This is a genomic window from Nonomuraea sp. B1E8, from assembly GCF_039871515.1.
GTDB lineage: Bacteria > Actinomycetota > Actinomycetes > Streptosporangiales > Streptosporangiaceae > Nonomuraea.
In genome coordinates this window covers 1,258,733-1,281,855 of the sequence record NZ_JBDPLS010000001.1, presented here as the reverse complement: position 1 = coordinate 1,281,855, position 23,123 = coordinate 1,258,733, and the positions used below count along the sequence as shown (strand labels likewise).

Genomic DNA, 23,123 nt, shown 5'->3' with positions numbered 1-23,123 from the left:
GGACCGTCTGCTGTGGACCGCCGTCTGGAGGGCAGCGCGCGATTTCCCCCGCCTCCACCGATATGTCGGGCATGTCCGTTGGAACGTTACGGTTTTCTCCGCGACCTGACCGATCGTGCGATCGATCTCGCCTCCGACAGCGCCGACGCGACGGCTCGGCGTACCGGATTCCTCGTGACGACGCCCTGGCAGACCACGCTCTCGCCGGTCTTCGCCCGCCGTTTGTACTCGTCCTCGCCCCTGCCGAGATCGATGCGGGCGACGCCGAGCGCCGGGGCGGCGGCCACCAGCTCGCGCAGCAGGATCCAGCCGGGCGACAGCCGGGCGAAGGCCGGGTCGTAGACCGGGAACCACCAGTGCAGCACCCCACCCGACCTGAGCCCGAAGTGCGCCGCGAGCAGGTGCTCCCCGGCGTGCAGCGTCGACAGCACGCCGCAGAAACCGGGGTCTCGGGCGCGCAGCAGGCAGTCGAGCAGCCGCACCCGGTCCGGCTCGGCGAAGTAGTCCTTGGCGCCGGTCGCGGCGTACTGCGCCCGTTTGAGCTCGACCACCCGCGCCAGCGCCCTGGCGTCAGACGAGGCCGCCACGAACCGCAGCTCCCCGAGCTCACGCCCCGCCTTCGCGGCCCGCCGCCTGGCCTGCCCCATGTTCTCCTTGCCGCTGCGCGAGGCCCGGCCCAGATAGCCCGCCAGCCCGCCGGTCACGTCCAGGTACGGTGACGGCCTGCGGGAGACCACCCACCGCTCGAACCCGGGAGCCTCCTCCACCAGGTGGTCGAACGCGAAAGCGGCGGCCCCGTTCCCGAGCAGGTCGAGCGGCCGGAACCCGGTGCCGGCGGCCAGGATCGGGCCCTGGAAATCCGCGCCCGGCCAGCCCACCGGGCGCAGCAGCCGCCCCTCGCGGTGGTGCGGCAGGAACGCGACGGGCGTGCCGCCGCCGCGCGCGACCGCCACGTGGACGGGCCGCCCGGCGGCGTGCACGGCCGCCGCGAAACCCGGATGGAAGTAGGGGCTGTCCAGGGCCGGGTTGGCCGCCCGCAGCGCGTGCCAGGACTCCAGCTCGGCCGGGGTGAGCGCGGTGAACGGCGCCACGCGCAGCCCGCTCATTGCGGCAGCGCCGTCATCCGGCGTGACGGCCGCAGCAGGGCCGCCACGCAGGCCCGCGACGTGCGCCGCCCGGCCAGCGCCCGCACCGCCTCACCGGCCAGCACGGCCAGATAGTACGCGGCCCCCGACGCCGGCCCGTGGCGCCGCCGGTACAGGCGCACCTTGTTCACGACGAGCAGCGCCGCCAGCGCCGGATTCACGCCCGAGTCGCCGCCGATGTGCTCGATCACCGACGCGGGCTCGTACCACGTCGTCCATCCCAGGTCGGCGGCGCGCAGGCAGTAGTCCGTCTCCTCGCTGTAGAGCAGGAACGACTCGTCCCACGCGCCCACCTCGCGGATGACCCGCGGCGCGAGCAGCATGGCCGCACCGGTCGCCCAGGCGTACGCGCCGGGCCGCGCGTAGTCGCGCGGATCGGTCACCAGCTCGCCCAGTCCGCCGACGCGCCCGGCCAGCGTTCCGCCGACCAGCGCCTCGGCCAGCGCTCTGCCCACGGTCGGCCTCCTGCGCAGCGACGGCTGGAGCGTGCCGTCGGGGTTGACCATGTAGGGGACCGCGATGCCCCGGCCGGGCTCGCGCAGGCAGCCGAGCAGCGGCGCGATCGATCCGGGGCGCAGCCGGCAGTCGGGGTTGAGCACGTAGACGCCGTCGAGCCCGTCGAGGTCGAGCACGGCGGTCCCGGCGTTGATCGCGGCGGCGTACCCGGCGTTCCTGCCGACCTGGACCACCGTGACCCCGGCCCGCTCGGCGACGGCGACGGAGTCGTCCTTGGAGGCGTTGTCGGCCACCACCACGTCCGCCAGTTCGACCCCTTCCGCGCCGCGCGCCAGCGAGTCGAGGCAGCCTCCGAGCACGGAGGCGCTGTTGTAGGTGACGATCACGACGGCGACCCGGCTCATCAGCGCACCCGCTTGTACAGGCGCATGCCGAGCTTGCCCGCGCGCCGGGCGAGCGGCGCCCTGCCGTCGAGCACCCGCCCGATCCAGGCGCCGTCGAGGTCGTGCCTGAGGCTGGTACGGGCCTGGAGCCAGGAGCCCGGTCTGGCCCGGCCGCCGTCGCTGGTGTAGGCACGGGTCACCCCGGCCATCCGCAGCCGGCGCAGGACCCGGCGGTCGTAGGAGCCGAACGGGATGGCCACCCGCGACACCGGCGCGCCGGCGAGCCCGGAGAGCACGGCCCTGGACCGGGTGAGCTCCTCGGCCACCTGCGGGCCGTCCAGCGTGCGCCAGTCGCGGTGCGCCCAGCCGTGCGAGCCGACCCGCATGCCGGCGCCGGCCAGTTCGCGCACGCCGTCGGCGTCGAGCCTGCCGGGCTCGCCGAGCCGCCCGGCCAGGACGAAGAACTCCGCCCGCAGTCCCCGCTCCACCAGCCGGGGAAGGGCTATCTCGACATCGGAGGCGTTCCCGTCGTCGAACGTGAGCCGTACGTCGGGGCGGCCGGCCACCGCGTCGACCACCTGCTCGAACTGCTCGATCGTCACCCACGTGGCGTCCTCGCCGCGTTCGAGCGCGCGGGCCGTCTCGCCGATGCCGTGCACGGTCAGGTTGGTTACCGCACGCATCCTGCCCCCTGGTCAGAAGGTCACCAGGAGAGTTATCGCGCCCCAAGTTGGACCGTTACATCCGTTTTGCGTACCAGGCGACGGTCTGGCGCAGCCCCGCTTCGAGCGTGGTGGCCGGCCGCCAGCCCAGCACGCGCTCGGCGGGCCCGATGTCGGAGCGCTGCGTACGGTCGAGCGGCCTGGCCGTGACGGCCCCGAACTCGGGTCTGGCCGCCCCGCCCACGACGCGGGCCAGCAACTCCACCGTGTCGCGGATGGAGACCGGCAGCGGCGTGCCGATGTCGAGGACGTGCCCGGCCGCCCCGCCGCCCGCCCCCGCCAGGACGAACGCGTCCACCACGTCTTCGACGTACACCCAGGTGACCAGCCTGGCGCCGGACGTGAGCCGGGGCGGCTCCCCGTTCAGCAGCGACGTGGTCACGTACGGCACGAGCCTGGCCGCGTTCGGATCCCCTGGCCCGTAGACCATCGCCACGCGCAGCACCGAGACCGGGACCTGCCACAGGGCGTGGAACATCCGGGCGTACCCCGTCGCCGCGGCCTTCGCCGCCGCGTACGGCGAGCCCGGAGCCTGCCCGTCGCGCGGCTCCTCCACCGAGCCCGCCAGCACCACGCTGCGGACGGGGACGGCGGCCACGGCGGTCAGCAGGTTGACGGCGGCGCCCAGGTTGCCCGCCAGCGTCGGCGCCACCGTCTCCGGCTCGCGGGCGCCGGTGACCTCGCCGGCCAGGTGGAAGACCACCTCCGGCCGGACCGCGGCCACCAGGGCGGCCGTCGCGGCGGCGTCGCGCAGGTCGGCCGCGTGCCAGCGCTCGCCGTGCCCGGTGGTCGCCGGCGGGCGGCGGCTGACCGCGTGCACTCGCGAGCCCAGCCAGGACAGGCGGCGGACCAGGTGGGAGCCGATGAATCCGGTGGCGCCGGTGACCAGCGTGCGCGTCCCCTGCCAGGCTGACATACGGCCTCCGGTCAGTCGTGTTGTTCCGGTGACGGGATGGGGTCGCCCGTGTCGTGCCAGACGTTGCCGCCCTTGGCGGCGAGCTCGGCGCGGGTGCTCAGCAGGATCGGGCAGTCGTGCGCGGAGCCTCGCCCGAACCGGTTGCCGGTGACGCGCTGCCCGGTCAGCGGGCGCTCCAGCGGTGTGTGGTCGATGTTGACGATGCAGCCGCCGCCGTCGAGGTAGTTGTCCTCCACCCGCAACTCGTCGGCCGAGGACTGGACGGCCGCGTTCGGGTCGCGCGTGGTGGACAGGTCGATCGTGTTGTGCCGCAGCGTGACGCCGCTCTGGTCGGCGAAGGCCTGGACGCCGTCGTTGTGGGTGGGCCCGCCGCCCTGGTCGGGGTCGTGGGCGAACCAGCTCAGGTCGTGGATGTAGGAGTCCTGGACCAGGGTGGCGGTGTGGGCCTTGACGCCGTCCACCGTGCCGCGGAACTCCGAGCGGTAGATCTTCGTCGAGGCCGCCCAGATGCCGTCGATGGAGGGCGAGGGATGGGCGGGGCGGAACTCGGAGTCCTCCACCACCGTGTCCTTGCCGTGCTCGGTGTCGAGCAGCGGCCGCACGTCGGTGGTCACCGCGCCGCGGAAGACGCACTTGCGGAACGTGACACCACGCGCGGTCACCACCACGAAGCCGTCGAAGATCTTGCCTTCGACGACCTCGCCGTCCTTGGCGAAGGTCTGGTCACCGGTGACGACGGTGAGCGCGGTGCCTGGCGGGACACCCGTGGAGGCCGCGTCGGGGAAGCCGGGAGGGCCTGGCCCGCCGGTCTCCGGGGGCGGGCTCCCGGGCGTGACCGGGTTTTCCGAAGCCTGGCCCGCGGGCTCGCCGAGTTGCTGGGCGACCGTGACGGCCAGGGCCAGGGCGGCGACCGCGGCTATGACATACGACCACGTCTTCGCCACCCTGGCATATTCGCGAAAAATCAGCCGATGCGCCAGGTGTCGCCACCCAGCAGCAGCTCGCTCAGGTCGCCGGCCCCCGTGCGGGCCGCGGCCTCGTCGAGCTGCTCGGCCATGAGCGTGTCGTAGGCCGGGCGGGCGACCTGCCGGAAGATGCCGATCGGCACGTGCTCGAACGCCGGCTCGTCGAGCCTGCTGAGCGCGAAGGCCACCGACGGGTCGGGGTTGTGCGCGTCGTGCACGAGGATCTGGTCGTCGCTCACGCTGTCGCGGGCCACCACCTCGATGCCCCCGCTCGCGGCGCGTACGACGGCCTTCGAGGCGCTCGCGATGGGCTGACCGTGCTCCAGCCGCACCGTGATGTCGTCGCGGACCTCGGGGTCCTTGAGCTGCTCGAAGGCGTTGTCGTTGAAAATGTTGCAATTCTGGTAGATCTCGACCAGCGACGTGCCGTGGTGCGCGGTCGCCTCGCGCAACACCGACTGCAGGTGCTTGCGGTCGGAGTCGATGGTCCTGGCCACGAAGGACGCCTCGGCGCCGATGGCCAGGGAGATCGGGTTGAACGGCTTGTCCAGCGACCCCATCGGCGTCGACTTGGTGATCTTGCCGACCTCGCTCGTGGGGGAGTACTGGCCCTTGGTCAGACCGTAGATCCGGTTGTTGAACAGCAGGATGTTGAGGTTGACGTTGCGGCGCAGCGCGTGGATCAGGTGGTTGCCGCCGATCGACAGCGCGTCGCCGTCACCGGTGATCACCCACACCGACAGGTCGGGACGCGAGGCGGCCAGCCCGGTCGCGATCGCCGGCGCCCGGCCGTGGATGGAGTGGAACCCGTAGGTGTTGAGGTAGTACGGGAACCGCGACGAGCACCCGATGCCGGAGACGAACACGATGTTCTCGCGCTTGAGCCCCAGCTCGGGCAGGAAGCTCTGCACGGCGGCCAGGATCGCGTAGTCGCCGCAGCCCGGGCACCAGCGCACCTCCTGGTCGGACTTGAAGTCCTTCAGGGTCTGCTTCACGTCGGTCTTGGGAACGAGCGAGAGGCCCTTCCCGTTGACTAGCTCAGTCACTGTCGATCACGTCCTGGATGACTCCGGCCAGCTCCTCCGCCTTGAACGGGAGCCCGCGCACGCGGTTGTAGCTGATCACGTCGACGAGGTAGCGGGCCCGCAGCAGCAGGGCCAGCTGGCCCAGGTTGATCTCGGGCAGCAGCACCTTGTCGTAGCGCTTGAGGATCTCGCCGGTGTTGGCGGGCAGCGGGTTGAGGTGGCGCAGGTGGGTCTGGGCGACCTTGCCGCCGCCCTTCCTGATGCGCCGCACGGCGGCGGCGATCGGGCCGTACGTCGAGCCCCACCCGATGACGAGCACCCTGGCGTCGCCGTCGGGGTCGTCGACCTCGAGGTCGGGCACGTCGATGCCGGCGACCTTGGCGGCCCGGGTGCGGACCATCAGGTCGTGGTTGGCGGGGTCGTAGGAGATGTTGCCGGTGCCGTCGGCCTTCTCGATGCCGCCGATGCGGTGTTCGAGGCCGGGAGTGCCGGGGATGGCCCACGGGCGGGCGAGGGTCTCGGTGTCACGCTTGAAGGGCAGGAACGTGCCGTCCTCGCCGTTCGGGGTGGTGGTGAATTCCTGCGAGATGTCCGGCAAATCGGAAATTTCGGGCAGGCGCCAGGGCTCCGAGCCGTTGGCCAGGTAGCCGTCCGACAACAACATGACCGGCGTGCGATATTTGACGGCGATCCTGGCCGCCTCGATGGCCGCGTCGAAGCAGTCGCTCGGCGACATCGGCGCCACCACTGGCACCGGCGACTCGCCGTTGCGGCCGAACAGGGCCATCAGCAGGTCGGTCTGCTCGGTCTTGGTCGGCATGCCGGTGCTCGGCCCCGCGCGCTGCACGTCGACGACGATCAGCGGCAGCTCGGTGGTGACCGCCAGGCCGACGGTCTCGGCCTTCAGCGCCACGCCGGGACCCGACGTGGTGGTCACGCCCAGCGACCCGCCGAACGCGGCCCCGAGCGCCGCGCCGACACCGGCGATCTCGTCCTCGGCCTGGAAGGTGCGGATCCCGAAGCGCTTGTGCTTGGACAACTCGTGCAGGATGTCGCTCGCCGGGGTGATCGGATAGGACCCCAGGAAGAGCGGCAACTTCGACTGCACGCTGGCGGCGATCAGGCCGTAGGCGAGCGCCTGGTTGCCGGAGATGTTGCGATAGACGCCCGGAGCCAGCGGCGCGGGCTTGACCTCGTAGCTCACCGAGAAGCCCTCGGTCGTCTCGCCGTAGTTCCAGCCCGCCTGGAAGGCGGCGATGTTGGCCTTGGCGATGTCGGGCTTCTTGGCGAACTTCTGCTCGAGGAACTTGATGGTGTGCTCGGTCGGCCGGTGGTAGAGCCAGGACAGCAGGCCGAGGGCGAACATGTTCTTCGACCGCTCGGCGTCCTTCTTCGACAGGTCGAAGTCTTCGAGCGCCTTGACGGTCAGCGAGGTCAGCGGGACCGCGTGCACGCGCCACTCGCTCAGGGAGTCGTCCTCGAGCGGGCTGGCGGCGTAGCCGACCTTCTGCAGGTTGCGCTTGGTGAACTCGTCGGTGTTCGCGATGATGTCGGAGCCCTTGGGCAGGTCGCCCAGGTTGGCCTTGAGCGCGGCGGGGTTCATCGCCACGAGCACGTTCGGCGCGTCGCCGGGCGTGAGGATGTCGTGGTCGGCGAAGTGCAGCTGGAAGCTCGAGACGCCGGGCAGCGTGCCCGCGGGCGCGCGGATCTCGGCGGGGAAGTTGGGCAGGGTCGACAGGTCGTTGCCGAACTCCGCCGTGCCCGCCGTGAAACGGTCGCCGGTGAGCTGCATGCCGTCGCCGGAGTCTCCGGCGAATCTGATGATCACGCGGTCGAGTTGCTGGACCTGCTTCGTCACAGCTCAGTCCTCCTCGACGCGCCAAGGCGCGGTTGATGTAGGCGCGTTCTCTGTTTCCATGCTAGATCCTCGGAAGGTCACGCGTTTGCGGGCCGCGGGAGCGGGTAGCGCGGCCGGGGTCAGGGTGAGGTGGGAGAACGACGACACAGCCCGGATGCGAGCCTGCAGAGGTCCACATGCAGGCGGGCGAACAGGACGGTTCGGGTCACGTGCGCCAACTATACGTCCCCCTACACGCGCGCTATGTCAGGGGCTGCTCGCTCCTGACCTGTACATGCGTCCGGCCTGCATCCCCGCAGCGCCGTACAACTCAGGAACGGTGACAAAGCTGTAACCCTTCCCGCGCAACCTTTGGAGGATGTCCGGAACCGCATCGACGGTTTCCCGATGGATGTCGTGCATGAGAATGATCGCACCTGGATGCGCCGCACGCACCGCTCGTTCGGCGATGTCGGCAGATTTCCCGCCTTTGTGGTCGTGGGTGTCGACGTCCCAGGTGACCAGAGACACGCCCTGCTCGGCCGCGACGGCGCGCAACCGCGGGCCCACGGCCCCGTACGGCGGCCGCACGAGCGTCGGCGTCCGCCCGGTCGCGGCGGAGATCGCGTTCCCGGCCTGCCTCAGCGAGTCGGCGATCTTGCTGGTGGGCAGGTCGGAAAGGTTCCTGTGCGTCCAACCGTGGGTCCCGACCAGGTGCCCCTCGGCGCTCATCCGCAGCACCAGCGAGGGGTCGGCGGCGGCGTTCGCGCCGAGCGGGAAGAACGTGGCCCGCGCCCGGCCCTCCTGGAGCTTGTCGAGCAGCGCGCCGGTGTGGGGACCGGGACCGTCGTCGAACGTCAGCGCCACGCACTTGGTCTCGGCGCAGTCGGTGGTCACGGCCAGGTTCCTGACGGCCTCGGTGTTGTCCGTGGGCGGGGGGCCGTTCCACTCCTTCGCGGCCTTCCGCGCCGCCGCCCTGACGCCGTCCTGCGCCCGCGCCCCCAGGCCGGACAGCAGCGGCGTCACGTCGTCCGCCGGGACGGCCGCCGCCACCCGGCCCAGCCGGCACGGCCCGGCCTGGCAGTCGTCGAACTCGACCACCAGGTCCCCGTCGCGGTTGAAGGCCATCGAGTCGAACCGGTCGGCGTCCGCGACGATCCCGCCCGCCGCGATCTGCGACCCGCGCTCCTGGATCAGGTGCCGCTTGACCAGCACGCCCAGCCTGCGCAGCGCGTCCTCGCCCGCGAGCAGCGCGGAGGAGCGGACCGCCCTGCCGTCGCTCGGGTCGAACCAGTACGTCCGCGTGGAGTAGTGCCAGCCCGCCTTCAGCTTCTCGCCGGTGCGCATCCGCACGGCGACCGCCTCGGGGGAGGCGGCGGCGAGCTGCCAGTTCACGTTCAGCTCGGCCCGCGGGCCGGCCGCCCTCGTCTTCGCGCGCTCGCGGAAGGCGCGCAACTGCGCGCGTGCCCGCTCGCGCAGCGTCCGGGTGAGCGCGGGGGCCTCGTCCAGCTCGGGGTAGGTGATGTGCGCGTATGTGCCGCTGCCGGAGTCGCCGTCGGTGAGCGTTCTGGTGGACAGGCCGACCACGGTCGTGGGGTCGACGAAGTCGATCGACGTCGGCTCTGCCGGGACCACGATGTCCCTGTCGGGCACGGTGGCGGCCATGCCGCAACCGGACACCGAGAGGGCCAGCAGAGCGATTCCTGGAGAGAATCGCTTTTTGCGCATGAATGTCAGGGTATGTGGGCGATCTTCCCATTTACCCTGATTTGGGATGATCAGGTGCTGACTTTTGACCGTCTCCCGGTTTGCGTCTCCCCTGAGTTACCATCCCGTCATGGACGGCTATTTCGGGTCGTACGTGCTCGTCGCCGCGCTGCTCGCCATCGGCGTCGCCATCGTGGCCGGCGCCCTGCTCGCCAACCGGCTGCTCCGCCCGTCCAGGCCCACGCCCGACAAGCTGACCACGTACGAGTGCGGGGTCGACCCGGTGGGCGAGGGCTGGGCGCAGTCCCAGGTCCGCTACTACGTCTTCACGTACCTCTACGTGGTGTTCGCGGTGGACGCCGTCTTCCTGTTCCCCTGGGCGACCGTCTTCGACGCCCCCGGCTACGGGCTGGCCACGCTCGTCGAGATGTTCGTGTTCCTGGGGTTCATCGCCCTCGGCATCGTCTACGCCTGGCGCAAGCGCGTACTCACCTGGACGTGAGGATGGGGCGCGTTCGCCGAGCTCGACGCGGCGGCGAGCCGCGTGGCACGGGCCATCAGGGAGAACGCGCAATCAGCCCTCTACCACTGACCGCGCGGGGGCATCAGGCTCAGCCCAACGGCTGTCCACGCCAGGGAAGATCTCTTTGCGTTCCCCCTGATGCGCGTAAGAATGGGCATATGGCAGCAACGGACCTCCCGATGCCCACAGTGGGGCCGATCTCCAGATTGGCCCCCAAACCCATGCGCTTCGTGCTCAACTGGGGCAGGCGCTATTCGCTGTGGGTGTTCAACTTCGGGCTGGCCTGCTGCGCCATCGAGTTCATCGCGACGTCGGCGAGCCGCCACGACTTCATCCGCTTCGGCGTCATCCCGTTCGCGAACGGCCCCAGGCAGGCCGACCTCATGATCGTCTCCGGCACGGTCACCGACAAGATGGCCCCCGCCGTCAAGCGCCTCTACGAGCAGATGCCCGACCCGAAATACGTGATCTCGTTCGGCGCCTGCTCCAACAGTGGAGGCCCCTACTGGGACTCCTACTGCGTGACCAACGGCGTCGACCAGATCATCCCCGTGGACATCTACGTCCCCGGCTGCCCGCCCAGGCCGGAGGCGCTCCTCTACGGCATCACCAAGCTCCAGGAGAAGATCGCCGGGGAGAAGCTCAGCGACCGCTACGTCTGGTCACGCGCCCATTCGCCGGAGGAGGCGTGACCACCCGGATCGCCGAACGGTTCGGCGAGCGCGCGGAGATCACCGAGTCGTACGGCGACGTCACCGTCGACGTCGCCCCCGCCGACTGGATCGAGCTGCTGACGTTCGTCCGCGACGCACTCGGCCACACCTTCTTCGACTGGCTGACCGGCGTCGACGACCCGCCGGACACGTTCCAGATCGTGGCCCACGTCTGCAACCCCGACGCCCGCACCCGCCTGCTGCTGCGCACCCGGGTCCCGCGCGCCGACCCCCACCTGCCCAGCGCCGTCGACGTCTACAGGGGCGCCAACTGGCACGAGCGCGAGACGTACGAGATGTTCGGGGTGATCTTCGACGGTCACCCCCACCTCGTGCCGCTGCTGCTGCCCGACGGCTTCGAAGGCCATCCGTTGCGTAAGGACTTCGTCCTGGCCGCCCGCGTGGCCAAGGCGTGGCCCGGCGCCAAGGAACCCGGCGAGTCGGGGCACGGCGCCCCGAGCCGCCGCAAGACGCTTCCGCCAGGAGTTCCAGCCGACTGGGGGCCGCCCGATGCTTGACGTGGTGCTGAGCTTCGCCGTCATCCTCCTCGTGTTCCTGGTGCTGCCGCTGATCGTGGGGCAGACCGAGCACAAGGTCATGGCGCACATGCAGTCGCGGCTGGGCCCGATGTACGCGGGCGGCTTCCACGGCTGGGCGCAGCTCATCGCCGACGGGGTGAAGTTCGCGCAGAAGGAGGACGTCGTCCCGGCCGCGGCCGACCGCCGCATCTTCATGATCGCCCCCGGTGTGGCGCTCGTGCCCTACCTTCTCGTGCTGATCGTCATCCCCCTCGACCGCGGCCTCGTGGCCGTCGACCTCGACCTCGGCCTCTTCTTCGTGCTCGCCGTCATGGGTGTGGGCGTGCTGGGCGCGATCATGGCCGGGTGGGCCTCGGCCAACAAGTACTCCGTACTCGGCGGCATGCGCTCGGCGGCCCAGCTCATGGCGTACGAGCTGCCCCTCGTGCTGGCCGCCTCGTCGGTGGCGATGGCCGCGGGCACCCTGTCGATCCCCGGCATCGTCGAGGCGTGGCAGTGGTGGTGGTTGCCATGGCAGGCCATCGGGGGCGTCGTCTTCTTCGTGGCCGGGCTCGCGGAGCTGCGGCGCCCGCCGTTCGACATGCCGATCGCCGAGTCCGAGATCATCATGGGCCCGATGACGGAGTACACCGGCATGCGCTTCGCGCTGTTCATGCTCTCCGAATATGTCGGGATCGTGGTCCTGTCGTTCCTCACCACCGTCCTGTTCCTGGGCGGCTGGCACGGGCCGTTCCTGCCCGGCTGGTTGTGGACCCTGGTCAAGGTGTTCGCGCTGGCGTTCGTGGTGATCTGGCTGCGGGTGACCTATCCGCGGTTGCGCGAGGACCAGCTGCAGAAGCTCGCCTGGGCCGGGCTGGTCCCGCTGGCGCTCGTGCAACTGGCGCTCACCGGGGTCGTCAAGGTCATCGTCTGACGCCCCCTGACCGCTGCTCAGCCCTCGAGGCGGGCCAGGCGCCGCAGCCGGTTCTTCTGGATCTTCCCTGAGCCCGTCTTCGGCAGGTCGTCCGTGACGTCGAAACAGCTGGGAATCTTGTACTTGGCCAGGCGAGGGACGAGGAAGTCGCGCAGTTCGGCCGCGGTGACACTCGCGCCGGGGCGCAGGACCACGAACGCGCGGCCGACCTCGCCCCATTCGGCGTCGGGCACGCCGAGCACGGCGACCTCGGCGACGGCCGGATGCTCGAAGATCGCCGCCTCGACCTCGGCCGGGTAGACGTTCTCCCCGCCTGAGATGTACATGTCCTTGACCCGGTCGACGACGTACAGGTGGCCGTCCTCGTCCAGGACGGCGACGTCGCCGGAGCGGAACCAGCCGTCGTCGGCGAACGCGGCGGCGGTCGCCTCCGGGTCACGCCAGTAGCCAGGGGTCACGTTCGGCCCCTGGATGAGGACCTCGCCCGGCTGGCCCGCCGCCGCGTCCGTGCCGTCGGGCTGGACGACCCGCACGTTGGCGAAGAACACGGGCACGCCCGCCGAGCCCACCTTGCGCACGCTCTGACCGGCCTCCAGAAAGGTGGCTCCGGGAGCGGTCTCGGTGAGCCCGTACCCCTGGCAGAACACCAGCCCCCGTTCCTGGTACGTGCGGATCAGGGCTGCGGGGATCGCCGCGCCGCCGGCCATGAGATGGCGCAACGATGACAGGGCCGCGCCCGCCCATCGGGGCGACCGGGCGAACGCGGCGAACATCGTGGTGACGCCGAACATCCAGGTGACCCCGTACGTCTCCATGAGGTCGTAACACTCGTCCACGTCCCACGACGGCATGATCACCGAGCAGCCGCCCTTGAGGAAGGTCGGCAGCAGGGTCTGGTCCAGGGCCGCGACGTGGAACAGCGGCGCGCTGATCAGCGTCACCTCGTCGCTGGCGACGTCGACGCCGAGCAGGAGGTTGAAGCAGTTCCACACGAGGTTGCCGTGGGTGAGCATCGCGCCCTTGGGCCGCCCGGTCGTCCCCGAGGTGTAGAGGATGAGCGCCGTGTCCTCCAGCCGCACGGGCGTGTCGATCGGGGCGGGATCGCCCTGCGCGAGCCAGGTCTCGTAGTGCCGCTCTCCCGGTCCCGGAGCGCCGAGGGCGACGATCTCCCGGAGGTGGGCCGCGGTGCCCGGCAGGGCCCGGACCGCCTCGGTGCACTCGGGCGCGTAGATCAGGACGCCGGCCCCCGAGTGGTCCAGCATGTATCCGATCTCGGGCGCGGCCAGACGGAAGTTCAGCGGCACGAAGATCGCTCCGAGCAGGTGCGCGGCGAACATCGTCTCGACGAGGGCGACGTGGTTGCGGCCGAGGTAGGCGACCCGGTCACCGGCCCGCACCCCCGACGCGCGCAACCGCGACGCCAGCCGCGTCGTCCGCTCATGGACCTCGGCGTAGGTGACGGGCCGGTCCGCGAAGACGAACGCGGTCCGGTCCGGTGTCATCCGGGCCCTGCGGGCGGGCCACCCTCCCAGTCCGGCGTTGCGCATCGGTGTTCGGCCTCCTGTCAGCCGGGGGGTCAGGGAAGCAGGTACGGCAGCACGAACCGGGACGTCAGGCGTAGTGCCGGTAGATGGCGCGGGCGACGCAGGCCGGCTTGTCCGCCCCCTCGATCTCGACAACGAAGTCGAGGTGCATCTGCACGCCGTCGCTGGGCACGTCCTCGACCGAGGCGACGGTGGCGGCCAGGCGGATCCGCGCGCCCACCTTGACCGGGCTGGGGAATCGCAGCTTGTCCAGGCCGTAGTTGATGCTCATCTTGACGCCCTGGATGTCGAGCAGCTCGTTGAACAGCGGGATGACCAGGGACAACGTCAGGTAACCGTGGGCGATCGTGCCGCCGAACGGCCCGCCCGCGGCCCTGCCGGGGTCGACGTGGATCCACTGGTGGTCGCCGGTGGCGTCGGCGAAGGTGTTCACCCGGTCCTGGGCGATCTCCAGCCAGCCGCTGTGGCCGAGGGACTCGCCGGCCAGCGCCCTGATCTCGTCGAGCCCGTACGCCGTGGTGGTCATGCGTCTGCCGTCCTCTCCTGGGTGCCGAGCCCGAGCAGGCGTACGGCGTTGTCCTTCAGAATCTTCGGGCGGACCTCGGGCTTGATCTCGAGCTTGTCGAAGTCGGCCAGCCAGCGGTCCGGGGTGATCACGGGGTAGTCGGAGCCGAAGAGCACCTTGTCCTTGAGCAGCGTGTTGGCGTACCTCACGAGCTGCGGCGGGAAGTATTTCGGCGACCAGCCCGACAGGTCGATGTGGACGTACGGCTTGTGGGTGGCCACGGCCAGCGCCTCGTCCTGCCACGGGAACGACGGATGGGCGAGGATGATCCGCAGCTCGGGGAAGTCCACGGCCACGTCGTCCACCAGCATCGGATTGCCATATTTGAGCCGGATGCCGCCCCCGCCGGGGACACCCGCGCCGATGCCGGTCTGCCCGGTGTGGAACAACGCCGGGACGCCCAGCTCCTCGATCGCCTCGTACAACGGGTAGGCCACGGGGTCGTTGGGGGCGATGCCCTGGATGCTCGGGTGGAACTTGAACCCGCGCACCCCGTGCTCCTCGACCAGCCGCCGCGCCTCGCGCGCGCCCGCCCTGCCCTTCCAGGGGTCGACGCTGGCGAACGGGATCAGCACGTCGGCGTGCTCGGCACAGCTCTCCGCGACCTCCTCGTTCGAGATGCGCGGGTGCCCGGTGGCGTGCTCGGCGTCCACGGTGAACACCACCGCGGCCATCTTCCGCTCCCGGTAGTACGCGGCCATCTCCGGGATGGCCGGCTGCCGGTGCCCGTGGGCCTTGAAGTAGTCCTCCGAGGCGCCGAACAGCTCCGGGCTCAGCGAGCCGTGCCCGTCCTTGGAGATCTCCGCGTGGGTGTGCACGTCGACCGCGACCAGCTCGGCGACGTTCATGGCCGCCACGTCAGGCCCCCTGCCCGTCCGAGGCGGGGACCTTGGGCGCGGGCACCCCGTACGTCTCCGGCTCGGCGCCGACACCCGAGTGCCAGGAGGCGGCGATGGCCTCGGCCGTCCACCCCCCGTCGGCGAGGGCGACGGCCTTCTCGCCGGGGTGCGACCACAGGGCGAGGCGGTCGCCGCCGATCCCGATCGCCTGGCCGGTCACCTCCGCGGAGGCGTCGGAGGCGAGGAACACGACGAGCCCCGCCACGTCCTCGACCGTGCCCAGACCCTCGTCCTTGCGCAGCCAGCCGGGCAGCGGACGGCCGGTCCGCTCGGACTCCTCGATGATCGGCGCGAACACGGGAATGGTCTTGGTCATCTCCGTCGCCGCCACCGGCACGACCGCGTTCACCGTGATCTTCGCCCTGGCCAGCTCCATCGCCCAGGTCCTGGCCATCGCCACGATGCCGGCCTTGGCCGCCGCGTAGTTGGTCTGCCCGAAGTTCCCGCGCTGGCCCGCCGGCGAGGAGATCAGGATCAGCCGGCCGCCGGTGCCCTGCTCGCGCATCTGGACCGCCGCGGCCCGCGCGCAGGTGAACGTGCCGCGCAGGTGCACGTCGATCACCGCGTCGAAGTCGTCGTCCGACATCTTCCACAGGACCCGGTCGCGCAGGATGCCGGCGTTGGTGACCATCACGTCCAGCCGGCCGAACTCCTTGACCGCCGTGGCGACCAGCCGGTCGGCCACCTCGGCGGAGCCGACGGCGGCCTCGACGCTGCGTGCGCGGCCGCCGCTCCCGGTGATGGCCGCGACGACCTGCGCCGCCGCTGCGGCGTCCACGTCGTTGACGATCACCGCCGCTCCGGCCGCGGCCAGCGCCTCGGCGTATGCGCGGCCGAGCCCGCGGCCCGCACCTGTGACAACGGCGACCTTGCCGGACAGGTCCATGAATTCCCCCTGAAGTGTGAGGCGGATGAGTGCGAATGTGTGTCGGTAGATCCTCGACACCTCGGCGTACGGCATGACCCGCGGTGACGGGTCTTCACCCAGGTCACGCCATGACGACGTCCTCCAGCCACTGACCGACGCGCACGACCACGTCGTCGGCGAAGGTGCGGGTGTCGACGTTGTCGGCATGGATCTCGAGCACGGGAAACCCGGCCGCCTCCAGCGCCCTGGCGGTGAAGTAGCTCCCCCGGGGGTCGTCGGAGACCAGATGCACCACGCCGTCGATGCCGTGCGAGCGGGCCTCCTTCACGTACCACTCACTCGACCACGGCGGGGTGTAGAGCTGGTCGCTGAAAGCGGCGAAACGCGCCGCCAGCGCCCTCATCGGGTCGTCGCCGTAACGGATGTAACCGTCGGCGGCGATGGCGAGGTACATCGACCAGACGAAGACCGCACCGTGCTCCTCCTGGAAGCGCTGGTAGAAGCCCATGTCGTACCAGAGGCCGCGGCCGATCCACATCAGCCGGGCCCGCTCGCCCGGGCACGCGGCCTGACCCGCGTCGACCCGGTCGCGCACCTCCTCGTAGAAGCGCCTGGCGAGGTCGCGGGCCCACTCGGTGCCGCGGTGCCACTGCGGGAGCATGACGCTGGGGATGCTGTCGACGACGCTGAGCGGCGCGGGCCTGGCGCGGGCGATGAGGGCACGCGCCTTCCTGTTCCACTCCTCCTGCTCGTTGGCCAGGGCCATCACCTCACGGAAGCGCGACTCGTCGAACCGCCTGCCGGTGGTGGTCTCCAGGAACCTGACGAGGTTCTCCAGCTCCGCGGTGAGCAGGTCCAGCCTGGCCGGGCCGACGGCCTCCTCCCACCGGTGCGGCATGAGCTCCCACCAGTTGGCGGGGACCTCGTTCTCGGCGGCGCTCTCCAGGGGGTAGAAGGTGACCCCCGGCTCGTGACCCCAGATGTCGAAGATCTTGCGGGTGACGTCGCCGGAGGCGTCGCCGACGACGATGTCCGGCCTGGGCAGGCCGCCCCATGGGCCCGCCTCCGGCTCCGGGTCGAACGCGGAGCCGAGGGTGACCGCGTTGTACTGCTCGGAGTAGTCGGGGTAACCGCGCTGCCGCACCAACTCCAGGTAGTGTCCCGACCGTTGCTTGGCGGTCACCAGAGAAGCCCACCACTGGCTGACCGCGTACGGGATGTCCATCGTGCGGAAGATCTCGTGGGGGACGTCCGCGTTCAGCAGGGCGAACGGCTCGCCGGCGGCGACCCGCCCGCGCAGGTCGGCGAACCACTCGCGCTGGTGCCTGCCCGCCTCGGCCGCCGTGCCGAGGGATTTCACACTGCGCGATCTCACGTCGGGCATGGATGTTCCTTCCGCAGGGCGGTCAGATCGGCACGCCCGTACTCCTGGCGCTCCAGCAGCACGGCGGGGATGTCCAGCGCCGCGCGCTGCGCGGGGAAGTCCCAGGCGGGGGCCTCGTCCCCGGCTCTGCAGTAGGCGACGAAGAGTTCGGCCCGGCAGTGTCGTACGGCAGCCGCCGCGTGCGCGGCGCGCTCGCCCGCCGTGGCCCGGTGGGCGGTCGGACCGCTGCGGTGGTAGCGCTCGGCCAGCGCGTCGAGGCCGCCCGCGCCGACCGGCTCGTTCATGAAGAGGCCGCCGAAGGAGTGGTCCTCGCCGACGATCACCTGGCCCTCGGACTCGATGGCCTCGTACACGTGCGGCGTGTCGTGGTCGCTGCCGCTCAGGAAGACGCGCCGCCCCGTGTGCTCCGCGAGCTGATCCGCCTCGGCCAGCAGCCGTTCCAGCAGCGCGACGTGCTCGTCGGCGGGCAGGACCGCATTGGCCACCGCGAGGAACTGCCGCCCCGTGAGGCGGGCGGGCACGGCCGTGCGCAGCTCGGCGGCGGCGGCCAGCAGCCGGCGCCGCTCGTCGTGCGCCGCCACCGCCCCGGCCAGGTCGAGAGGGCGGCCGGTCCAGGCTTCGAGCCGGGCGGCGAACTCGCCGATCCTGCGCCGGTTGTACCGGGCGGTCGTGCGGTGCGGCAGGTGCAGGATGTCCACCAGGTACGCTTCTGGCACTCCCGAGCCCGGCTCCACGCGGCCCAGCTCGCGCAGCGCGTAGAACAGCCGCAGGGACGCCTCGCAGTCGTGCGAGACCACGATGCGATCCAGGTCGCCGAAGGACCCGGCGAGCAGCCGGGCGAGCACCGAACGGGCCACCGGGTCCACCCCGCGGCCCAGGTATCGGTCGCCGAGCGCGAAGCCGGACTCCGGGTCGCCCGTGAGGCGGAACGCGCGCACTCCCGCGGCGGTCAGCAGCTCGACCGGCACGTCCGCCCCGACGTAGCCGACGACCGGGCCGACGACCGGGCCGACGACCGGGGCCCGGGCGTCGGCCCGGTCCTTCGAGCCGCGCCGGGTGTACGCCTCCTCCAGCGCCGCCAGCGCCGTAGGCACGTCAGATCACCCCTTCCGCGGCCAGCGCCTGAAGCTCGGCGCCGGAGTAGCCGAGCAGCCCGCCGTAGATCTCGGCGTTGTGCTCGCCGAGGCCGGGCGCCGGCCGGTCGAGCGCCGCCTCCGAGGCGGAGAAGCGGATCGGCACGCCGGTCCCGTACAGGTCCGCGTGGCGGCCGTGGCGCGGATGCTCCAGGGGCACGACCTCCTCGCGCTCCAGCACGAGCGGGTCGCGTACGGCGTCGCCGGGCTCACGCACCTCGGCGGCGGGCACGCCGTGCCGGGTGAGCAGGTCGAGGACCACGGCGAGCGGCCGGTCCGCCGCCCACGAGCCCACCAGCTCGTGCAGCTCTGCGGAGTTGGCCACGCGCGCGTCCCGGGAGGCGAAGCGCGGGTCCGCGGCCAGGTCGTCGCGTCCCATCGCCGCGAACAGGCCGCGGGCGAAGGCGTCGGTCGGGCCGCACAGCGCGAACCAGCCGTCCGCGGCGGGGAACGTGCCGAACGGCGCCAGCCTGGGCACGGTCGTCCCCGTGCGCATGGGCAGGCCCAGCTTCTCGTAGGCGTCGAAGGGCTCGCACGCGACCAGCGAGGTGAGCGCCCCGAGCATGGACACGTCCACGTGCTGGCCCTGGCCGGTCGCGTCGGCCCGCAGGACCGCGGCGAGCGTGCCGATCACCGCGTACAGCGGCGCGACCAGGTCGCCCACCGGCAGCCCGAAGCGGACAGGCGGTTCGCCGGGCGCGCCCGCGGTCATCATCACGCCGCTGAGCGCCTGGATGATGGTGTCCATCGCCTTGCCAGAGCCGGGACCGCCCTGCGCGCCGAAACCGCTGATCGACGTGCACACGATGCGGGGGTTGATCGTGCTCGCCCAGTCGTGGCCGATGCCGAGCCGCTCCGTGACGCCGGCGCTGTAATTGTCGATCATGATGTCCGACACCCGGACCAGCCCGGCCAGCAGGTCGCGGGCCCGGGGATGCTTCAGGTTGAGCGTGACGCTCTGCTTGTTACGGCCCCGCAGGAGCATCGACACGGACATGTCGTCGTCCCCGCCGCGGGCCAGGGCCAGCCCGTCGGCACCGAGATAGGGGGCGTTGTTGCGGGAGCTGTCGCCGCCGGTCAGCGGATTCTCCACCTTGATCACGCGGGCGCCGAGCCCGGCCAGCAACAGGGTCGCGTACGGGCCGGACAGCGCGGTGGTCAGATCGATCACCGTACGGCCGGCGAGCGGGCGTTCAGCCACGCAGCACCACCTCGTCCCCCTCCCAGCCGAACTCCGTCTCCAGGCCCGCCTGCCGCGTGATGCGCTCGATGTACGCCACGACCCGCCGTCCCTCCTCGTCGTCGCCGAGCGGCACCGGCCGGCCGGCGCCGTCGATCCAGCAGGGCACGAGACCGGCCGAGACCAGGCCGTCGCGGTCGAAGCGGCAGAGCGCGATCGCGGTGTTCCGGCTCTCGGGATGAAAGGGGTAGTACGGCATGTCCGGGTCCGGGGCGAAGCCGTACAGCTCGACTCTGCGGCGCGCCCACGCGGCCCGTTCGCCTTCGTCGCCTGTCGCGGGCGTCAACGCGTGGGTGACGGTCACGAAGTTGCCCAGCCCGTGGTAGATCGGCCTGCCGCGGTACATCTCGACGCCTCGCATGATGTGGGCGTGGTGGGCGAACACGGCGTGCGCTCCGGCGTCGACGGCGGCATGGGCGACGGGCCGCTCGTACATCGCCAGCACGGCGGGCGTGTGGCCGACGCCCTTGTGCAGCGACACCAGCACGACGTCGGCCTCGGCGGCCAGGGCCGCCACGTCGGCGGCCAGCCGTTCCAGGGAGGCGGGGTCGGCGAAGGTGTAGACGGCGGGCGGTCCGCCGGGGCTGGCGTGGTCGAGTTCGTAGTGGGTCAGCACCTTGACGTACGCGCAGCCCGGCTTGCGGCTGGTCGCCCAGGACTCGCGCGGGCCGACGCAGTTGTAGCTCAGCACGCCGATCCGCAGCCCGTCGTGTTCCATGACCGCGGGGCGGCGGGCCGCGCCGAGGGTCAGGCCGGCGCCGGCGGTGGTTAGCCCGGCGTCGGTCGCGTACCTGATCGTGTCGGCCACTCCCTGGTCGCCGGCGTCGTAGACGTGGTTGCCCGCGAGCGTCACCACGTGGAAGCCGGCCCCGGCGACCGCGGAGAGCGCGGCGGGGTCGGCGGGCGGCGCGGGCACGTCGGTGCTGACCTGAGCGGTGGACGTGCTGTGGGGCACCTCGATGTGGCCGATCACCACATCGCCCCGGCCCAGCGTCTCCCGTGCCGGGACGAAGAAGGACGCGGGGTCGGGCTCGTCGACGACGAGGTCGCCGACGGCCATTACCGTGCAGGTCACGAGGTGGTCTCCTCCTCGAGCGCGCGTTCGTCAGGGGTCGGCGCCGCGCGTCCGGAGAAGCGCGACAGGAAGGCTCGAAGACGGGGTGAGGCGGGGTTGTCGAAGATCTCCTCGGGAGTGCCGGTCTCGACCACCCGGCCCTCCTCCATGAAGACGCAGCGATCGGCCACCTCGCGGGCGAAGCTCATCTCGTGCGTCACGATGATCATGGTCATGCCGCCCCGGGCCAGATCGAGCACGACGCTCAGCACCTCGTCCACCAACTCGGGATCGAGCGCGCTGGTGGGTTCGTCGAAGAGCATGATCCTCGGATGCGTGGCCAGGGCCCTGGCGATGGCGACGCGCTGCTGCTGGCCGCCGGAGAGCATCCGGGGATGGGCGTCCGCCCTGCCGGCGAGCCCCACCCGCTCCAGCAACCGCAGCGCCTCCGCACGCGCCTCCTCCTGCCCGAGGCCGTGGACCGCCACCTGCGCCTCGACGACGTTGCGCAACACGCTCCAGTGCGGGAACAGGTTGAACTGCTGGAAGACCATGCCCATGCGGCCGCGCTGGGCGGCCACGCGGCGGTCCGGCAGGGGGCGCAGGTGGCCCCTGTGCATCTCGTGGCCGAGCAGTTCCCCGTCGAGGTACATCGCCCCGCCGTCGATGCTCTCCAACTGGTGGACGCAGCGGACCAGGGTGGACTTGCCCGACCCGGACGGGCCGATGACGGTGACGACCTCGCCCTCGTGCACGTCCAGGTCGACCCCGTCGAGCGCCAGGTGGTCGCCGAACCGCTTGCGCACGCCACGGACGTGCAGGACCGGGGTGTCGCTCACCGCTGCCCCCTTCCGAAGTGCTGCTCCAGGCGCCGCTGGCCGAGCGACAGCACGGTGACCACCACCAGGTACCAGACGCAGGCGACGATCAGCAGCGGCACGATCTCGTAGGTCCTGTTGTAGATCACCTGCACCGAGTACAGCAGGTCGGCCATCGCGATCACGCTGACCAGGGAGGTGCCCTTGAGCAGGCTGATGAACTGGCTGCCGGTGGGCGGGACGATCACCCGCATCGCCTGCGGAAGAACGACCTTGACGAAGCTCTGCCTGGACGTGAAGCCCATCGCGCGGGCCGCGTCACGCTGCCCGCCGTCCACGGCCAGGATGCCGGCCCTGACGATCTCGGCCATGTACGCCGCCTCGTGCAGGGTGAGCCCGATGACGGCGGCGGTCAGCGAGCTGATCACGGAGTTGGTCGGCCACGAGACGAAGGTCGGTCCGAACGGCACGCCCAGCGAGATCCGCGGCAGGAGGTAACCGAGGTTGAACCAGAAGATCAGCTGGACCAGGGGTGGTATGCCGCGGAAGACCGCGACGTAGACGCCGCAGGCCCAGGACACCGGCTTGAAGCCGCTCAGCCTGCCCGACGCGAGAAGCACCCCGAGCAGGCTGCCCAGCACCATCCCGATGACGGTGAGCAGCAGCGACATGCCCAGACCGCGCAGGATGTTCGGGTCGAACAGGTAGGTGCCGACCACTGGCCAAGCGAACCGCGGGTTGGTCACGAGGAACCAGGCGAACTGCGCGACGAGCACGAGCAGCACGGCTCCGACCACCCAGCGCAGGGGGCGGATGCGAGGACGGGCCGAGGCGACGTCCACGACCTGCGGTGCCGAGCTCATTGCCCCGCCGCTGTGTTCATCTCGGGCTCCTCCACCGCCACCTTCTGGAGCCCGTACTTGTCCATGATCTTCTTGTACTCGCCGTTCTTGAAGATCTCCTTGAACGCGTCGAGCATGACCGGGCCGAGACCGCTGGACTTGGGCACGAGCATCGCCAGCCGGTCGACGCCGGCGCCCTGCTCGTCGGTCTGCGTGACGTACGTGAAGGCGTCCTTCTGCTTCGCCAGCACGTCGAGGGCCGCGCTCTCGGTCATGCCCGCGGCGTCGGCCCGGCCGGACGTGGCGGCGAGGATGGTGCCGTTCGTGTCGGCGAAGCCGATGAAGTCGATCTGCGGCTTGCCCTGCTTGGCGCACCATTCGGTCAGGCGCCTGGCCTGGTCCTCGACGATGCTGCCCGCGGTGCCGGCGACCCGCTTGCCGCACAGGTCGCCCGAGCTCTTGATGGCCGCGGACCCGGCCTTGGGGATGAGGTAGGAGGTCCGGGTGACCATCCACACGATCGCGTCGAACTGCTTCTCACGCTCGGCGGTGTCCTTGACCGGGCCGTTGAAGGCGTCGTACCGGGAGGCGAGCATGCCGGAGAGCGCCGCGGGCAGGCCGCTGACGATCGAGATCTCGGTGCGGACCCCCAGCGCCTTGCCGAGGGCGTCCTGCAACTCCTTGTCGATGCCCGTGACGGTCTTGCCGTCGTTGGCGACGATCCGGTAGGGCGGGTGGGAGTCTCCGGCAAATCGGATGACGCCCGTTTCCTTGATGGCATCGGGTAGGGCGTCGTACAGAGCCGTCGCGCCGGCCGGCCGCTGTGTCTCACCGCCGCCTCCGCCGCCGCAAGCTGCGGCGCTGGCGAGAGTCAGAACCGCCGCACTCGCGAGGATGGTCCTGGGCAGTCTCATGGTGGTCCTCCCGCGACC

General features: G+C 71.1%; 23 protein-coding genes. 4 read left to right on the top strand and 19 right to left on the bottom strand.

Going from position 1 to position 23,123, the window contains the following annotated elements:
* Positions 1-86: 86 nt before the first annotated feature.
* From ABGA98_RS06120 to ABGA98_RS06085, 8 genes are all read right to left on the bottom strand, one after another.
* Complete coding sequence (locus ABGA98_RS06120) at positions 87-1,106, bottom strand: GNAT family N-acetyltransferase (protein ID WP_347617160.1); 1,020 nt, start codon at positions 1,104-1,106, stop codon at positions 87-89.
* The gene (locus tag ABGA98_RS06115; RefSeq protein ID WP_347617159.1) at positions 1,103-2,005 is read right to left on the bottom strand and encodes a glycosyltransferase family 2 protein; all 903 of its coding nucleotides are present in this window, start codon (positions 2,003-2,005) and stop codon (positions 1,103-1,105) included. The genes ABGA98_RS06120 and ABGA98_RS06115 overlap by 4 nt, the downstream gene beginning before the upstream one ends.
* The gene (locus ABGA98_RS06110; protein WP_347617158.1) at positions 2,005-2,667 is read right to left on the bottom strand and encodes a polysaccharide deacetylase family protein; all 663 of its coding nucleotides are present in this window, start codon (positions 2,665-2,667) and stop codon (positions 2,005-2,007) included. Before ABGA98_RS06110 ends, ABGA98_RS06115 begins: the two co-directional genes overlap by 1 nt.
* A 55-nt stretch (positions 2,668-2,722) precedes the next feature.
* The gene (locus ABGA98_RS06105; protein ID WP_347617157.1) at positions 2,723-3,622 is read right to left on the bottom strand and encodes an NAD-dependent epimerase/dehydratase family protein; all 900 of its coding nucleotides are present in this window, start codon (positions 3,620-3,622) and stop codon (positions 2,723-2,725) included.
* A gap of 11 nt (positions 3,623-3,633) precedes the next feature.
* A complete protein-coding gene (locus ABGA98_RS06100; RefSeq protein WP_347617156.1) occupies positions 3,634-4,566 on the bottom strand; it encodes a hypothetical protein in 933 nt (310 codons plus the stop codon).
* 20 nt (positions 4,567-4,586) lie between these two features.
* The gene (locus tag ABGA98_RS06095) at positions 4,587-5,633 is read right to left on the bottom strand and encodes a 2-oxoacid:ferredoxin oxidoreductase subunit beta (RefSeq protein WP_347617155.1); all 1,047 of its coding nucleotides are present in this window, start codon (positions 5,631-5,633) and stop codon (positions 4,587-4,589) included.
* Complete coding sequence (locus tag ABGA98_RS06090) at positions 5,626-7,470, bottom strand: 2-oxoacid:acceptor oxidoreductase subunit alpha (RefSeq protein WP_347617154.1); 1,845 nt, start codon at positions 7,468-7,470, stop codon at positions 5,626-5,628. Before ABGA98_RS06090 ends, ABGA98_RS06095 begins: the two co-directional genes overlap by 8 nt.
* Positions 7,471-7,716: 246 nt before the next feature.
* A complete protein-coding gene (locus tag ABGA98_RS06085; protein ID WP_347617153.1) occupies positions 7,717-9,177 on the bottom strand; it encodes a polysaccharide deacetylase family protein in 1,461 nt (486 codons plus the stop codon).
* Positions 9,178-9,286: 109 nt separating this feature from the next.
* On the opposite strand from ABGA98_RS06085, the gene ndhC reads away from it, so the two are divergent.
* The 4 genes from ndhC (at position 9,287) to nuoH (ending at position 11,844) form a co-directional block, all read left to right on the top strand.
* Entirely contained in the window at positions 9,287-9,658 is a 372-nt protein-coding gene (gene ndhC / locus ABGA98_RS06080) for an NADH-quinone oxidoreductase subunit A (RefSeq protein WP_347617152.1), read from the top strand.
* 242 nt (positions 9,659-9,900) lie between these two features.
* Complete coding sequence (locus tag ABGA98_RS06075) at positions 9,901-10,371, top strand: NADH-quinone oxidoreductase subunit B family protein (protein ID WP_347617714.1); 471 nt, start codon at positions 9,901-9,903, stop codon at positions 10,369-10,371.
* Positions 10,368-10,910: an NADH-quinone oxidoreductase subunit C gene (locus ABGA98_RS06070; RefSeq protein ID WP_347617151.1), complete on the top strand. Its 543-nt coding sequence runs from the start codon at positions 10,368-10,370 to the stop codon at positions 10,908-10,910. Before ABGA98_RS06075 ends, ABGA98_RS06070 begins: the two co-directional genes overlap by 4 nt.
* Entirely contained in the window at positions 10,903-11,844 is a 942-nt protein-coding gene (gene nuoH / locus ABGA98_RS06065) for an NADH-quinone oxidoreductase subunit NuoH (RefSeq protein WP_347617150.1), read from the top strand. The genes ABGA98_RS06070 and nuoH overlap by 8 nt, the downstream gene beginning before the upstream one ends.
* A 17-nt stretch (positions 11,845-11,861) precedes the next feature.
* On the opposite strand, the gene ABGA98_RS06060 is transcribed toward nuoH, so the two are convergent.
* The 11 genes from ABGA98_RS06060 to ABGA98_RS06010 form a co-directional block, all read right to left on the bottom strand.
* On the bottom strand, positions 11,862-13,391 hold the full coding sequence (locus ABGA98_RS06060) for a long-chain fatty acid--CoA ligase (RefSeq protein WP_347617149.1): 1,530 nt from the start codon (positions 13,389-13,391) through the stop codon (positions 11,862-11,864).
* A 64-nt stretch (positions 13,392-13,455) separates the two neighbouring features.
* Positions 13,456-13,914, bottom strand: coding sequence for a MaoC family dehydratase (locus ABGA98_RS06055; protein ID WP_347617148.1), 459 nt, complete (start codon positions 13,912-13,914; stop codon positions 13,456-13,458).
* Positions 13,911-14,801 (bottom strand): amidohydrolase family protein, encoded by an 891-nt coding sequence (locus ABGA98_RS06050; RefSeq protein WP_347617713.1) that lies wholly within the window; start codon positions 14,799-14,801, stop codon positions 13,911-13,913. The genes ABGA98_RS06055 and ABGA98_RS06050 overlap by 4 nt, the downstream gene beginning before the upstream one ends.
* Positions 14,802-14,811: 10 nt before the next feature.
* Positions 14,812-15,738: an SDR family NAD(P)-dependent oxidoreductase gene (locus ABGA98_RS06045; protein ID WP_347617147.1), complete on the bottom strand. Its 927-nt coding sequence runs from the start codon at positions 15,736-15,738 to the stop codon at positions 14,812-14,814.
* A gap of 103 nt (positions 15,739-15,841) precedes the next feature.
* Positions 15,842-17,104, bottom strand: a complete 1,263-nt coding sequence (locus tag ABGA98_RS06040; protein WP_347617146.1) for a 2-hydroxyacyl-CoA dehydratase family protein — start codon at positions 17,102-17,104, stop codon at positions 15,842-15,844.
* Positions 17,092-18,198, bottom strand: coding sequence for a 2-hydroxyacyl-CoA dehydratase family protein (locus ABGA98_RS06035; protein ID WP_347617145.1), 1,107 nt, complete (start codon positions 18,196-18,198; stop codon positions 17,092-17,094). The genes ABGA98_RS06040 and ABGA98_RS06035 overlap by 13 nt, the downstream gene beginning before the upstream one ends.
* Position 18,199: 1 nt before the next feature.
* Complete coding sequence (locus ABGA98_RS06030; protein ID WP_347617144.1) at positions 18,200-19,438, bottom strand: CoA transferase; 1,239 nt, start codon at positions 19,436-19,438, stop codon at positions 18,200-18,202.
* Positions 19,431-20,552, bottom strand: a complete 1,122-nt coding sequence (locus tag ABGA98_RS06025) for a CapA family protein (protein ID WP_347617143.1) — start codon at positions 20,550-20,552, stop codon at positions 19,431-19,433. Before ABGA98_RS06025 ends, ABGA98_RS06030 begins: the two co-directional genes overlap by 8 nt.
* On the bottom strand, positions 20,549-21,370 hold the full coding sequence (locus ABGA98_RS06020) for an amino acid ABC transporter ATP-binding protein (protein WP_347617142.1): 822 nt from the start codon (positions 21,368-21,370) through the stop codon (positions 20,549-20,551). The genes ABGA98_RS06025 and ABGA98_RS06020 overlap by 4 nt, the downstream gene beginning before the upstream one ends.
* Positions 21,367-22,212: an amino acid ABC transporter permease gene (locus ABGA98_RS06015; RefSeq protein WP_347617141.1), complete on the bottom strand. Its 846-nt coding sequence runs from the start codon at positions 22,210-22,212 to the stop codon at positions 21,367-21,369. Before ABGA98_RS06015 ends, ABGA98_RS06020 begins: the two co-directional genes overlap by 4 nt.
* Positions 22,209-23,105 (bottom strand): transporter substrate-binding domain-containing protein, encoded by an 897-nt coding sequence (locus tag ABGA98_RS06010; RefSeq protein ID WP_347617140.1) that lies wholly within the window; start codon positions 23,103-23,105, stop codon positions 22,209-22,211. Before ABGA98_RS06010 ends, ABGA98_RS06015 begins: the two co-directional genes overlap by 4 nt.
* Between the last annotated feature and the right edge of the window lie 18 nt (positions 23,106-23,123).